We start from the raw sequence: 15,036 nt of genomic DNA on the forward strand, positions 1-15,036 counted from the left end.
TAAAGGGACAAATTCACCTTTATTAAAAGCAGAAACTTTATTTAAAAGTAAACAATATCAAAAAGCTAAAAGTTTAATCGTTAAAATGTATGAAGAAGACTCTACCCAAATAGATTATCCAATCTTTCTCGGTAAAATTTATGCACATGTTTTCAATAAGGATTCTAGTATTTATTGGTTAGATAAAGCTGAAAAATTGATTGATAAAGAAACATTACCATCTCAATTATTCCAATATTATTTATGGAAAGGATATGCATATGAAGTCAACAAAAACTACGACAAAGCTCTAAATAATTATTTCTTCTCCAAAAAATACATAAACCACATTAAAAAACCTTATTACCTCAGTTTTCTGTACCAAAGAGTACTTTTATTATATAGTGAAAATCAATACAAAGAAAATGTGGAAAACTGGATTTATATCTATACAAAAATAAAAGACTCATTGGCTGATGACAGGTTTACAAATAGTTATCATAATGCGTTAGGAAAACATTATCACTATAATCAAAAAGCATTATCTGCACTTGAGCAATTTAATGAAAGTATTGAATACTCAAAAAAGCTTAATGACAGTTCCCTACTAAACAATTCATACTTTCATAAAGGAATTATTTTTGCCGAGTATCTTAAAATTCAGGACTCAGCAAGGTATTATTACAATTTAGGTCTAAAAATATGTAACTGCAAAAAGAACAAATTATTTCAAGCTACATATAAATATAATATAGCTAGAACTTATTACTATGAGAACGATTTAGAATTAGCAAAAAAATGGTTGTTAGCAACTTTAAAAGACACTATTTCATCTCGAAAACTTCACATCAGGAATAATGTTTCCAAAGATCTATATAGTATTTATAAGCAACAAAATCAAAAAGATTCTTCCTTTTATTACTTAGAGTTACATAAACTATATGGAGATAGTTTGAGCGTTTTAGAAAGAGAAAAGGCCACTACAGAGCTCCAAGCAAAATATGATGTTTCAGAAAAAGAAAAACTTAACCTCATCCTACAAAATCAAATTGACAAAAAACAACACGAACAACGGTTACTTTGGATCGGCTCAATTTCCTTACTTATGATCGGAGTTGGTATAGGTGTTCTTATATACAAGAACACCAAACGCAAACAGCGTATCGCCGAACAGGAAAAAGAAATCGAAATTCAAAAAACCGAAAAACTATTAAAAGATCAAGAACTCGCGGCTATCGATGCGATGATAGAAGGCCAGGAAAAAGAACGCCAACGACTAGCTAATGATTTGCATGATAATCTGGGGAGTACCTTGGCCACTGTCAAATTACATTTTGATCACCTAAAAAACAATCACAACAACCCAAAAATTGAAAATATTGAAGAGTTGTATGGAAAAACCAATGATTTACTTGACGAAGCCTATCAAAAAGTACGCACTATAGCTCACGAAAAAAACAGTGGTGTTATGGCTAATCAGGGATTGTTAACCGCCATTAAAAATCTAGCCAAAAAAGTTTCAAGTAGCGACCAAATACAGGTAGAAGTACAGGACTATGGATTGGATGAACGATTAGACAACAGTCTAGAAATTTCTATCTTCAGAATGATCCAGGAGTTGATTACTAACTGCATCAAACATGCCGAGGCCAATGAAATTCATGTTTCTCTTACCAACCATGAATCATTGTTAAACATTATTATAGAAGATAACGGAAAAGGGTTTGATCCTAAAACAATTGTCGATAAAGATGGAATGGGATTAAAAACCATCGAAAAACGTGTAGAACATCTCGAAGGCACCTTTGAAATTGACTCTACGCCTAATCAAGGAACCAATATCATCATAAACATACCGATATGATCACCGTAGCGATAGCCGAAGACCATCAATCCTTAATAGACGGAGTACAATTACTCCTAAAATACGAAGATGATATCAGTATAGTCGGGAAAGCAAATGATGGAGAAGAATTACTTAACATCGTACGACGTAAGCAGCCAAAAGTAGTACTTATGGATATTAGAATGCCTAAAATTGATGGTATTGCAGCTACCAACATCATCAAAAAAGAGTTCCCTAGTATCAAAGTCATTGCTTTTTCTATGTTTGATCAGGAAGATGCCATAAAACAAATGGTCAATGCAGGGGCTTCCGGATATTTATTAAAAAACTCACCTTTAGATGAAGTTTTAACTGCGATACAACAAGTAGCTCAGGGAGGCACCTATTTTGATGCCGCAATTGACCCTTCTTTATTATCAAAAGACGCTAAGCCTCAAGAAAAAAAACAAGTATTATCAAAAAGTGAACGTGAGGTACTCAAGTTAATAGGTCAAGGCAAAACCTCTTCAGAAATTGCTGCTATTCGTTTCAACTCGGTATCCACCATCGAGACCCATCGTAAAAACATCATTCGTAAACTGGGATTGCAAGGAAAAGGAGAATTGCTGCGATACGCTATCGAGAAAAAGTATGATTTTTAATAGACTTAGAAATAAAAAACGCTTCCCCTGTTTAGGGGAAGCGTTTATTGTTATTGTTGAAAGCAATACTAATTGACTGCTGGTAAGAAACTGTAGTCTTTACTATAGTTTAGCATTTGCGCAGTAAAATCTGTTGGCTGAGTCACATTTACCTTTGTAATCTCTCCATTTTCGTCCATTTCTGGCACTAAAACAGGATTTACAAATCCACTATACGGTGCAGCTGTGAATTGCTCATTACGCTTTAATACTTCTGCATGTACATCTTGATCCACTTTTACACCATAACCTTCTACCAACGCTTCTGCTGCTACATAATCTCCTTCTGATTTGATTCGTTGAGTTTCACGAAGCAATCTTCCAAAAATTTCACGTAATTTCTGGTAATCGTTTACATTGAAATAGGTTTTCCCATCTCTGGTTACCTTTTCGATCACGTTATCCTTAGCTCCTTGTTCAAAAGCCCAGGCACTTACCCACTGTCTGTTTCTCATGTGCGCTTCTTCTACATCATCTCCAAGGTTTAGACGAATTAATTGGGTCATTAATCCATTTCTGATATATCCATCATAAGCAGCTTTACCCACTTTTTCCCAATCTTCAACCAAACCAAGCTCCTGTAATTTTGGATCCATTAAATAATATAATCCTACAAGATCAGCACGTCCTTCCTCCATTGTAGACGCATAATTTTTTAACGTTTCTTTGGTCTCTCCAACCCCAGGATTCAATTGACCCGAAGCATGTCCAATAACTTCGTGTAACGCGGTATGCAATTTATCGGCTAGTTGCCCATACTGCTCTTCTAACTTATATTCTTCATCATCATGTACAAACTCCTTTAAACGGCCTGAACCTCCGGCATTGTTGTAAGCACCAATAATATTTCCTAAAGAAACAGATTTTGATCCTACGGCAGCTCTAATCCAGTTCGCATTAGGTAAATTTACTCCTATAGGGGTACTAGGTGAAGCATCTCCCGCTTCTCCGGCTACATTTACTACTTTATAGGTAACTCCTACTACATTCTTCTTCTTATGCTCTTCCATAAGTGGTGAATTATCTTCGAACCACTGAGCATTCTCAGACAATACTGCCATTTTTTGAGACATATCAAAATCTTTGATTTCTACAATAGTCTCATACGATCCTCTATACCCTAATGGATCGTTGTACACTTCAATAAAGCTATTGATATAGTCAATATTTCCTTCGGTAGCGGCTGTCCAAGCCACGTTATAATCATCCCATATTTGTAAATCTCCTGTCTTGTAATACTGGATTAACAATCCAAGCGCATCTCCTTGTGCTTTATTTTCGGCAACTCCTTGTGCCTTTTCTAACCATTTGATGATTTCATCGATAGCCGAACCATACAATCCTCCGGATTTATACACTCGCTCTACCAGTTTTCCATTTTCTTTTACCAACTGAGAATTCAATCCATAAGACAACGGTTTATCTTTATCAGGAGATTTGATTTTGGCATAAAAGGAAGTTACATCATCATTGGTCACATTTGGACCATAGAAGTTTACCGCAGAAAGGGCAACATTATCGATCCCCTTTCCTTGATTTACTTTTTTACCATCTTCATCGTTAAAGATTGCTTCGTAAGCTTCTTTCTCTAACTCAGTGTTCGTTGCAGCCAAAAGCGTACTTAAATAATCCTGACTAAACTCTGGTTTAATCTTATCATTACTATAATGATGATGGATTCCATTAGAGAACCAAACTCTTTTAAGGTAGGTTTCAAAAGCTTTCCAATCTGCAACATTTTTATCACCTTCATAAGTACGGTAGATTTTTTCAAGAGCTTTCCTAATTCTTAAATTATATCTGTAGTTCTGATCCCACATAATATCACGCCCACTTAAACCAGCCTGAGTTAAATAATACACTAGTTTTTGTTCTTTAAGGGTTAGGTTATCCCAACCTGGGATTTGATATCTTAATATTCTTAGATCAGCAAACTGCTCTACTACATGATCAAATTTCTCTTCTGCAACTTTTTCTTCCTGTTGCTCAATTTGATCCTGTACTTTTGGGTCCTGTTTACACGCCACAAATAGTGTAGCGAACATGATAAAAAATAATAATCTGTTGAGTTTCATTGTTTGTTTGTTTTTAGTTTATGAGGTAAAATTAATCTTACAAATTGCATTCTTTTTGGGATAAAAGAGTGTATCGAAAATTACTTCATAAACCGATTTAGTAATTCTGACAAATGTAACAAAATAATAGGATGCAAAAATTAGTTATATTAGCTAATCAAACAATCTAAACTGACTGACATGAAAATAATCAAGTATTTGTTCTTTTTATTATTATTAATAATCATTGGTGGCGCCGTGTATGTTGCAACAATCGATGGCAAATATCAAGCAGAAGAAAGCCGGGTAATTGAGGCTCCAGATGAGTTGTTATTTAATACTATTAATGAATACAAAACATGGGAAAAATGGGGTCCTTGGATGGATGAATCCGATGATCTAATTATGGAATATGCCGAAAAAACCAGTGGTGAAGGAGCCTCTTATAGTTGGAAAAGCGAAATCCAGGGTGACGGAAGAATGAGCACCGTAAAAGCTGCTCCATTTACCAGCATTGATCAAAAAATCACTTTCATTACTCCGATGGGAGAAAGTGCTAGTGACGTGTACTGGAAATTTGAAAAAATAGAAGGTAAAAAAACCAAGGTCACCTGGGGCATGAAAGGAGAGCAATCTTTTATGGAAAAAGCATTTTGGGTAACACAGGACAGTACCCTGTCTCAAATGATCAAACCCATGTACAGTAGAGGTTTAGAAAAGTTAGATGCTTATGTTAATGAAAAAATGAAAGAATATGCGATTAATGTGGATGGTGTTACAGAACATGGCGGAGGATTCTACATGTATAGCGCAACTGCTTCTTCGATTGCGGTAATTCCTGAGAAAATGGCACAAATGCTACCTGCTGTAAACAGCTATATGATAGAAAATAATCTACCACAAACCGGGATGCCTTTTACGATTTACAATGAATTTAATGAAGAACAAAGTACAGCAATTTATTCAACCGCTATTCCTACCAGGGATAAAGTAGTAACTCCTAAAGACAGTCCTATACTTTGTGATTTTCTTCCTAGACAGAAAGTTGTAAAAACTACCTTAACTGGCGATTACGGAAATCTAAAAGAAGCTTGGGAAGCAGGTTATAAGTATATAGCAGATAATGGTTTAGAATTGAACGCACAATCTGCTGCATTTGAAGTGTATCGAACTAATCCAGAATTACAACCCAACCCAGCACAGTATATCACCGAAATTTATATCCCCATAAAATAATAAAAACACTAATTTGCAGCCTGCATTTCTTTTGTATAGGAAATGCAGGTTCTTTTTAATCTAAAGGTGATGAAACAACTGTTATTGGTATTTGTAGGAGGTGGCACGGGCAGTATTGCTCGCTACCTGATTCACAAGTACTTTAGTTCGATTTCCTGGAGTTTTCCTTATGGAACATTCGTGGCTAACGTATTAGGAAGCTTTCTAATCGGAATTATCTTGGGGCTTGCAGCAAGAAACACCACACTTTCGCAACAAACTGTACTATTACTTACTACTGGTTTTTGTGGTGGATTTACTACTTTTTCCACCTTCGCTTACGAGAATCATCTATTTCTTAGATCCGGAGATTTCCTTTCCTTCGCCATCTATACCATAGGCTCTATTAGCGTTGCCTTACTTTTTGTATTTTTAGGCGTATTCATTACCAAATAGATATCCCAAAAATGGATTTTCTATACCATCAACCCAAGAATTATGAAAAAAATTGAAGCTATTATCAGAAAATCAAAATTTGGCGCTGTAAAAAACGCATTACACAGTATTGGCATCGATTTTTTTACCTATTGGGACGTTACAGGAGTAGGCAATGAAAAAAAAGGAAACGTCTATAGAGGCATCAGCTACAGCACCAGCGATATCCAAAGAAGATGCCTGTCTATTGTGGTAACAGAAGAGTTAAAAGAAAAAACAGTGCAAACCATTCTTGAAACTTCTAAAACAGGAGAAGTTGGGGATGGAAAAATTTTCATTTTTGATATACAGGAAAGCTATAGGATTCGCACTGGAGAAAAAGGAGATCAAGCACTTAATTGATTTTCAAGACAAACTTCTTAACAAGTACAGGTTTGAAGTCAATTTTTTGATTGATTTCCGGAAAAATACGCTAAACCCTACTTTCAAATTCTCAAAATTTATCGATTTTAACAATAAACCTTAATTTTTTTAGGGTATAAAATTAAAAATACGTAAAAATACGTAGTTATACCCACTTTTTTATTGGGGTAAAATTCTTTTAACATAGTTTTACAACACCAATTAAAAACAAATTATCACAGTAATTAATGTTTATTATGAAAACAAAAACCGTAACAAATTTTTTGAAACCAGTATTCTTACTGGCTTTTGTGTTATTAAGTGTTAATGCTACTGCCCAAGAAGAAGAAACCGAATCGGCGGTAGAAAAATTATTATCCAAAGTAAGCTTATCGGGGTCTATTGACGGCTACTACAGATATAATTTTGGCGCACCTAATGACAATTCAGTCGCTCCTACTACATCTTTTGCTAATCAGAGTGGATTTGCGTTAGGTATGGCGAATGTGATTTTGGGGTATGAAGGAGATAAAGTAGGGTTCGTTGCAGATTTAGTATTTGGACCAAGAGGAGAAGACGCTGTATTCTTGTCTGATGGTTCTTCTCAAATTGTTAACCAATTGTATGCGTACTGGAATGTATCAGAAAAAGTAACTCTTACTTTTGGAAACTTCAACACCTTTTTGGGTTATGAAGTTATTTCTCCAACAGGAAACTTTAACTATTCTACATCATATATGTTCTCTTACGGGCCTTTTTCACACACCGGACTTAAAGCAGATTTTGCGTTAAGCGAAAAATGGTCTGCTATGTTAGCAGTTATGAACCCAACAGACTATACTGAGAACAATCCGTTTGACACCTATATCATTGGAGCACAAGTAGGGTATTCTGGAGATACTGGTAGTGCATACTTAAACTTCAGATATGGTAACGAAGGAGAACCAGGAGAAGTTGGACCTACATTTCAGGCAGATTTAACCACAGGATGGGATGTATCAGAAGACTTTTATCTAGGAGTTAACGCCACTTACTTATCTACAGAACCACAAGAAGATGGAGATGCTTCAGGTTTCTACGGAGTTGCGCTATATCCACAATACAAAACTTCTGAAAAATTCACTTTGGGATTAAGAGGAGAATACTTTGGAGTATATAATAATGGACTAGTAGATGTTATTGGACTTGATGATGAGAATGATGGGACTGTATTTGCTGCTACTCTTACTGGTAGTTATGACATAGGAGATTTAACTTTAAAACCAGAAGTTAGATTAGATTCTACCTCGGAAGATTTCTTTACCGATAACGATGGAGAATTAACCAAAAGTCTTTCATCTTTCGTACTAGGAGCTATTTACAAATTCTAATAATATCTGTAAATATATTGTTTGTTTAAATCAAGGCGTTCTGAATATTCAGGACGCTTTTTTTAGTGAGTTGTAGGTAAGTTTTTATACTTTTTGACTCCGACCGGTATCAATAGATTTAAGTGATTTTCTTCTGGAGGGATAGGACAAGAATACCGATCATTATAGGCACAATACGGATTGTAAGCAGTATTAAAATCTATGAGAATCTCATCTCCTTCCGGAATACTTAAATCTATAAAACGTCCACCTGCATAAGTCGTTTCGCCATTAGTCAAATCGGTAAAAGGTAAAAATAAGTAATTCTCATACTCGGATTCTGTTGTCAACCCCTGGTTTTGATAGATATTAACCGTGTATTTCTTATCCTGAAACTCAAAATGAGCTTCTGCATATTTTACATAGAGCGGTTCTCTCCCTGTTGTTGTCTTCATGATAAAGGGAGTCTCGTATGGTGTTCTTACAAACTTTGCTTTAAAACAAAAACTAGTATCAATCTTAAAAAAATCGAGGGTTTTGAATGATTTTAAATCCTTGGGAGATAATGGAGAAGTTTCCTCAGCAGCAAATTCGTGGTTTAATTCGTCCTGGAACGATAAAATTCGCTGCACGTTCGATACTTCTTGCCCAAAAACATTGACAAAACAAAAGAACGCGATGATCACCAGTTTATACACTACTCCTTACTTTTTTGCAAAAGTACAATTTACAATGAGTTAACTAATTAATTTTGATAAAATTGTTTAAGAAACTAGATAAAAAACTATTTTTATCGATTATTTTGATTGAACAACCAAAAAATCACCCTTTTCTTGAAGAAAATTTTACAACGTTATAAGGATTCGTTTTCGGGCTTATCCAGGGAGGTATGGTGGCTCGCACTGATCACATTGATCAACAGAGCCGGAGCAATGGTGATACCATTTTTATCCCTCTACCTATCTGATAACCTTGATTTCACTAAAGAACAAATCGGCTGGGTGATGACCAGTTATGGATTAGGATCCTTTTTTGGCGCTTGGTTAGGGGGTAAACTCAGTGATATCTTAGGATACTACAAAGTAATTCTGGGGTCATTATTGCTAACAGGGATTGCTTTTTTTGTAGTTCAGCTATTTTCAAGTTTTTGGAGTATTTGCATAAGTTTCTTTGTGCTTATTGCTATAGCAGATGCTGCCCGTCCTGCATTTTTTGTAGCCTTAAGCGCGTACAGCAAACCAGAAAACAAAACAAGATCCTTAACGTTTATAAGACTTGCCATTAATTTAGGTTTTTCTGCTGGTCCGGCAATAGGAGGTTTGATCATCGCCACTATGGGATATTCTGGATTGTTTTGGGTAGATGGAGTTACTTGTTTGATCGCTGGTATCGTTATGATCCAAACCCTTAACCCCAGAAAAGCAAGAGAATTGGATAAGGAAATCCCTGTAGAAAACCCTGTTTCTCCTCTTAACGATGGACTATATGTTGTATTCTTGATTGCCCTGGCGCTTTTCGGATTCATTTTTGTGCAATATTTCTCAACTATCCCCCTTTATTACAAAGAAGTACATCAACTATCTGAAGAAAACATCGGTTTGTTACTGGCAATGAATGGAGCGCTTATCTTTTTCTTCGAAATGCCACTTATTGCCTATTTAGAGAGAACAAATACATCAAAAGTGGGTAACGTCATCAATGGATTTATATTAACTGGCATTAGTTTTATCTTACTACTTATAACACCTTGGGCAGGCATTTTGATCATAGGTATGATTGCTGCCACTTTGGGAGAAATGGTAGCATTTCCATTTGGAAACGCCTTTGCTCTAGAGCGATCAAAAAAAGGACGACAAGGAGCGTATATGGGATTGTACAGCATGTCTTTCTCGGTAGCCCATATCTTTGGGCATAATTCTGGAATGCAATTTATTGCTAATTTTGGTTATGATAACGGCTGGATGTTTATGGCTGTTATGGCCGGTATTGGTACCTTTTTACTTTTTATGGTAAAACGTGGGCTTACCCTTAACAAATAGACTCAAAAATATATTTATGAAAAAACTTTCATTTTTAATCTGCATAGCAGCTATTCTCTTATCAAGTTGCACTAACAATAACCCACAAAGTAGCACTACAACTGTAAAGGGCGAAAAAAAACCAGAACAAAAAAAGACTTTCCCTAAGCTAGAAAACAATCGGTATAATGTGGCTTTTTTAATTATGGATGGTACTTACAATACAGAGTTTACGGCTCCTTATGATATTTTTCAGCATACCCAATATCGCAAAAACATTAAGCAAATGAATGTTTTTACGGTAGCGAATACCGATCATCCTATTACCACTTTTGAAGGGGTAAAAATTATTCCTGACTATAATTACCTTAAAGATGAATTACCAAAAATCGATATTCTTGTTGTCCCAAGTGCAGAACATCATCTGGATACTGATTTGAATGATGAGCAAATGATCCGCTTTGTGCAGGAGGCAGATCAAAATGCCTTGTACATGACTTCGCACTGTGACGGGGCTTTTGTACTTGCCAAGGCAGGGCTTTTGGACAATGCTGTCTCCACGACTTTCCCTAGTGATATCGATAAAATGAAAAGTATGTTCCCTGATCTGGACATAAGAAAAGATGTACTATTTGTTCATGATGGAAAATACATTACTTCTGCGGGGGGTGCAAAGAGTTTTGAAGCTGCTTTATATTTGTGTGAATATCTCTATGGTGCTGATATTGCAAGATCCTTGGCGGGTGGTTTAGTAATTGATTGGAGACTGGAAGAAGTACCTCATATTGTAATCAAATAGCCAAAAACAAAGAGTGCCTACACTAGGTAGACACTTCTATTTGTAGGGTCAAATTACGCACTCTCTTTAGCTTCAAGATTTGGGGTCTTTAGACTAATGTCCTCACACCTAATTTGTCCCTGATGTATTCCAAACTAATATTTTAAATCCGAATCGTCACTCAGCTTAAAATGTTAGTTGAAGGCGACACATCAAGTATTTTTAAGTTGAAGTAAATTTAATGTAAAATAATTGTAAAACCAAAATTTTCACCGACAAAAAACACAAAAATTCGATGAAATACACAAAATTTTATGATTTCAGTTTATTTTGAAAAGAAGTATTTAGAATTTCCGAGGTATTTTTCGATCAACTCATTGTATTTTTTAGTGATCTTTAAAGCTAAGGTTCCTTCTATTTCGTACAAAGCATCGAAATCCCTATAACCGTTCTGCAACATCTTCTCTAGATAAAACAAAGCCGTCTCATTATCCAGGTCTCTGGCACTTAAAGAAATGATCTTTTTATAGGAATCAAAATCCTCTTTATTAACAATAGTGCTAAAAATGTTCAAAAACAATTGCGCTTCCAAATTCACATTTTCTTTTATTGCAGTGATTTTATAATTATTGATAATTGCATTTACATACCTTTTTACTCGAATTGCCATATCATGTCCATATTTTTCTTTCTTGGCGATCAAGGTATCCAACTTAGACATTTCATATTGCCACCAACCCAAGTTACTATAGTTTAACAAAGCAATATCCTCTTCGGCAGAGAACAAATAAGATTCTCTCAAATAATTTTCTTTGATGGCATATTTTGATCGCAATCGCTTTTCTTTCCTAAAACCATTTAACTTTTTAATTTCCTTCTGTTTTTCTTTCAAATAGTCTGTGTCAAAAAATTGATTGTAATCAATACGGATTCTTTTTAGTTCTTCATACGCTTTTAAGAATTTTCGTTTTGACACATAACCATCAACTTCTTGTAAGCTTTTCTCAAAACTATTTTGAATCCAAATAGAATCTTTTGCTACTCTTCCTTTGAGCATGGCTTGTCTGGTTAAAGCAGTTAACACATTCTTTATAAGCTCTTGAGCAGGAAATTCTCCTCCCCCCTCATAAACAAATAAATCCGCAGGAACTGCTCTTCTCTTTAAAAAGTTCTTATTGGCCTGGAAATTTTTAAATCGGTAGTTATGCGTATTGAGTATCCCAAAATGTGTAAAATTTTTATTTAAGTTAATTCTTGAATCATAAAAATAACTATCACCAATAGCGATTACTCCAAAAATTTTATCGGGATATCCCAAAGGGAGTAAACTTGCAAATTTGGCATCATCACCTACCCCTGTTACATAAACCCTTCCTATCTGAATGGGAAACAAAGAAAAAATATGCTTCATAAAAACGGCTACATAGTTTGCCCTATCTCTGGCCGATTGCTCTTCGGTAAAATTGGTAACAGCAATAATATATCCTAATTCTTCTGCGGCAGCTTGATAAAATCTGGCAATATTGCTGGTTCTGTTTGAAGAGTCAAAACCAAAAATAATCGGCCAACTTTTATTTTTATCATATGTTCTAGGCAAATAGATACTAAATGTATTCTTTGTATCAGGTACCACAAGTGAATCGGTAACTCTACCCTTGGTTAATACCAATTGACTTTGCGCATACCCAAAGAAGGACGCTAACAAAAAAAGAAGTAGAATATTGTTTTTAATTAAAGATGCTCGCACTATAGCTTTTTTTACTGTGATAACACCACAAAAAAGATGCCACCAAAGTCAAAAATTACTATAAAAAAAACACCTGAACAAATTCAGGTGTTTTTCATCTTCCCCTTGTACTCTCTTTAGCTTCCCAAACTAATGTCCTCACACAAGATTAAGACTATCCCTATATGTCTTAATTATTACAAATCTTATGCCAAAGTTTTCCTAAACCGCTTCTCCACCGTGATCCATAATTGGACTGTTTTCTACCAAATTAGAAAGAATGATATGCGTTTTTGCTTCTCCGTAAGTAATCAACCGATCGATAAACTCCTGAAGATGTAGTTGATCTCTTAAAACTACCTCCATAATAATATTCTCATTACCTGTTATACGATAACAATTCAATACTTCTTTAAACTCTGGAACTTTAAGCATAAAAGGTTTTAATCTACCCATAAATGCTTTCAGCGTGATCATTGCTTTGAGTTGGTATCCTGTTTTTGTGTAAGAAACATCTGCTCTAAACCCCTGCAAAATACCGTAATCTTCCATTTTCTTGATGCGCTCTGCTACTGCCGGCGAACTTAGTCCAATTTTCCTTCCTATCTCTGCATTAGAGAGTCGTCCATTTTCTTGAAGACAATGTAATATTTCCCAATTTATAGCGTCGATTTTCATTTTAACCCAAAAAAGCAATTAATATTTAAATTATAAGGTAAATATAATTAATCGCCTTAATTTCTAAAGAAAAAATCTTAAAAAATGCAGTATTTTTGATATAGAAATTGTTATGAATTTACAACCCAAAAATAAAAGACTGTATCAAAAAGCACGGGAGATTTTTACGCTCTCCAGAAGTGTTTCCAATTACCTTGTAGAAGATTTGGCTCCACTACAACATAACGGTGACGAAAACCCTCATGTTTATTTTACTGGAGACATTGTAAGGCAATCTGATGCGCTTGCCCCTCACATTATTAATGCAGAAAATCAGACGTTTCAGGATGATAGAATTCGTCATGCAAATTCTTTGATCCGTATTACTAACAAATTGTATAGAAATTGCGAACGTCTTGAACAGTCTGAGAGCAATGGAAAAGAATTTGTCATCCTACTTCGTAAAGAACTAAGAAAATTCAGGAAACTACAGCGAAGTTGGGTAATGACTCTTTAAGAATTCCTTTCCCAGATTACTTATATTGCTTTCCGTTCTTAATCACTATATCTACATCTTGCAATACACTGATATGTCGAAGCACATCACCTTTTACAGCAATGATATCTGCTAATTTTCCTTCGGTTACGGTTCCTACTTTATCCGCTACTCCCATCCATAGTGATGGCCAATAGGTTGCTGCTCGTATGGCGTACATCGGATCAATACCAAATTCATTTACCCAAACATCCAATTCATTCCAGGTGGATTGACTATGAAATTTCATAGGTATCCCGCTATCCGTACCTATCATTAATACCACACCAGCATCCATCAATTGTTTTATTTTGGTTTCTAAGGTAGGTTTCCGTATTGGTGTTAATTGAAAGTAAGGTAATCGATCTTTATGTTTAAAACTATTCTTTATATCGGAAACAATGGTATCGTGTAGTCCTCGATGCCAGGAATCGTTATCCAAATGCTCTCCATGATCCCGAACATACTCATAATTGTATAACCCTTCTACAGTGGGACACCAATACAATGGCCCTAAATTCATTTGTGCAGTACGCTCTCTTATAGCTTCCATTACATCATCAGGATATCGAGGCGCTGATGATAAACCCGTGTGCTCAAAACAATCAGCTCCTGCAGCCAAACCTGTTCGGATTTCCTGTGGCCTGTGCCCGTGAGCCACTACTTTCAAATTATACTTATGAGCGGTATCTACAACTGCTTGCACCTCTTCTTTACTCATTTGATCCTGATCGATCAATTTTATACAATCTACTCCAGCATCTGCCAGCTTTTTGATTTTCTTTCTGGCATCTTCCACTCCATTTACACCCCATCTAAATGCTTCTGTACCCGGATAAGGCTTCTTCTGAATAAAAGGTCCTGAAACATACAAAGTTGCTCCTGGGATCTCTCCCTTATTGATACGATCTCTTACCGATATACTTTCTGCCAATGGACCTCCCAAGTCTCTAGCACTGGTTACCCCAGCCATAAGCAATTGCTCTGCCGAAGCTGGCATAATTACATCTTCTAATAATGGAGGATAGGTCTTATCCCAATAGGCATAATCTGCATGCCCATTGATCATGGTATGCACATGCATATCCCATAAACCAGGTAATACAGACATTCCTTCTGTAGAGATCACTCGAGCATTTGCTGGAATCTCTAGTGTCTTTTTTGTACCAACTGCCTTGATTTTATCACCTTCAACAATAATTACACTATTCTTAATAGGCGTAGACCCAAAACCATCGATTAATGTACCTCCTACCAAGGCCAAAACTTGATCTGATTGTTGCGCAAAAGATGATGTAGCTATAACTAGCAATAGGGTGAGTAATTTCTTCATGATGAGTTTGTGTTTGTCTAAAGATAAAG

General features: G+C 35.6%; 14 protein-coding genes. 9 read left to right on the forward strand and 5 right to left on the reverse strand.

The window, feature by feature from the left end:
• The first annotated feature begins 85 nt into the window (after nt 1-85).
• Entirely contained in the window at nt 86-1,843 is a 1,758-nt protein-coding gene (locus tag BUE24_RS20955; RefSeq protein WP_170864651.1) for a sensor histidine kinase, read from the forward strand.
• Nucleotides 1,840-2,466 (forward strand): response regulator transcription factor, encoded by a 627-nt coding sequence (locus BUE24_RS20960; protein WP_073320738.1) that lies wholly within the window; start codon nt 1,840-1,842, stop codon nt 2,464-2,466. Before BUE24_RS20955 ends, BUE24_RS20960 begins: the two co-directional genes overlap by 4 nt.
• A 68-nt stretch (nt 2,467-2,534) precedes the next feature.
• Here the strand turns inward: BUE24_RS20960 and BUE24_RS20965 are convergent, their stop codons facing one another.
• Nucleotides 2,535-4,580, reverse strand: a complete 2,046-nt coding sequence (locus BUE24_RS20965; protein WP_073320741.1) for a dipeptidyl-peptidase 3 family protein — start codon at nt 4,578-4,580, stop codon at nt 2,535-2,537.
• Between the two features lie 180 nt (nt 4,581-4,760).
• Here BUE24_RS20965 and BUE24_RS20970 point away from each other — a divergent pair, with 180 nt between their 5' ends.
• From BUE24_RS20970 to BUE24_RS20985, 4 genes are all read left to right on the forward strand, one after another.
• Entirely contained in the window at nt 4,761-5,795 is a 1,035-nt protein-coding gene (locus BUE24_RS20970) for an SRPBCC family protein (RefSeq protein ID WP_073320746.1), read from the forward strand.
• A gap of 69 nt (nt 5,796-5,864) precedes the next feature.
• Nucleotides 5,865-6,230 (forward strand): fluoride efflux transporter CrcB, encoded by a 366-nt coding sequence (gene crcB / locus BUE24_RS20975; protein ID WP_073320837.1) that lies wholly within the window; start codon nt 5,865-5,867, stop codon nt 6,228-6,230.
• Between the two features lie 42 nt (nt 6,231-6,272).
• Nucleotides 6,273-6,611, forward strand: a complete 339-nt coding sequence (locus BUE24_RS20980) for a P-II family nitrogen regulator (RefSeq protein ID WP_073320749.1) — start codon at nt 6,273-6,275, stop codon at nt 6,609-6,611.
• 257 nt (nt 6,612-6,868) lie between these two features.
• Complete coding sequence (locus tag BUE24_RS20985) at nt 6,869-7,981, forward strand: porin (RefSeq protein WP_073320840.1); 1,113 nt, start codon at nt 6,869-6,871, stop codon at nt 7,979-7,981.
• A 62-nt stretch (nt 7,982-8,043) separates the two neighbouring features.
• On the opposite strand, the gene BUE24_RS20990 is transcribed toward BUE24_RS20985, so the two are convergent.
• Nucleotides 8,044-8,592 (reverse strand): DUF1684 domain-containing protein, encoded by a 549-nt coding sequence (locus BUE24_RS20990; protein WP_244548191.1) that lies wholly within the window; start codon nt 8,590-8,592, stop codon nt 8,044-8,046.
• Nucleotides 8,593-8,793: 201 nt separating this feature from the next.
• Here BUE24_RS20990 and BUE24_RS20995 point away from each other — a divergent pair, with 201 nt between their 5' ends.
• Together BUE24_RS20995 and BUE24_RS21000 are read left to right on the forward strand one after the other, a co-directional pair.
• Entirely contained in the window at nt 8,794-9,999 is a 1,206-nt protein-coding gene (locus BUE24_RS20995) for an MFS transporter (protein WP_073320846.1), read from the forward strand.
• 16 nt (nt 10,000-10,015) lie between these two features.
• The gene (locus tag BUE24_RS21000) at nt 10,016-10,777 is read left to right on the forward strand and encodes a DJ-1/PfpI family protein (RefSeq protein WP_073320752.1); all 762 of its coding nucleotides are present in this window, start codon (nt 10,016-10,018) and stop codon (nt 10,775-10,777) included.
• Between the two features lie 304 nt (nt 10,778-11,081).
• Here BUE24_RS21000 and BUE24_RS21005 read toward each other — a convergent pair whose 3' ends face one another.
• Entirely contained in the window at nt 11,082-12,503 is a 1,422-nt protein-coding gene (locus BUE24_RS21005; protein ID WP_073320756.1) for an alpha/beta hydrolase family protein, read from the reverse strand.
• A 201-nt stretch (nt 12,504-12,704) separates the two neighbouring features.
• Complete coding sequence (locus BUE24_RS21010) at nt 12,705-13,160, reverse strand: Lrp/AsnC family transcriptional regulator (protein WP_073320758.1); 456 nt, start codon at nt 13,158-13,160, stop codon at nt 12,705-12,707.
• 112 nt (nt 13,161-13,272) lie between these two features.
• Here BUE24_RS21010 and BUE24_RS21015 point away from each other — a divergent pair, with 112 nt between their 5' ends.
• Nucleotides 13,273-13,656 (forward strand): hypothetical protein, encoded by a 384-nt coding sequence (locus tag BUE24_RS21015; RefSeq protein ID WP_073320761.1) that lies wholly within the window; start codon nt 13,273-13,275, stop codon nt 13,654-13,656.
• Between the two features lie 16 nt (nt 13,657-13,672).
• Here the strand turns inward: BUE24_RS21015 and BUE24_RS21020 are convergent, their stop codons facing one another.
• Nucleotides 13,673-15,007: an amidohydrolase family protein gene (locus tag BUE24_RS21020; RefSeq protein WP_084549643.1), complete on the reverse strand. Its 1,335-nt coding sequence runs from the start codon at nt 15,005-15,007 to the stop codon at nt 13,673-13,675.
• Nucleotides 15,008-15,036 lie beyond the last annotated feature (29 nt).

It is taken from the genome of Aquimarina spongiae (genome assembly GCF_900141785.1).
Classification (GTDB): domain Bacteria; phylum Bacteroidota; class Bacteroidia; order Flavobacteriales; family Flavobacteriaceae; genus Aquimarina; species Aquimarina spongiae.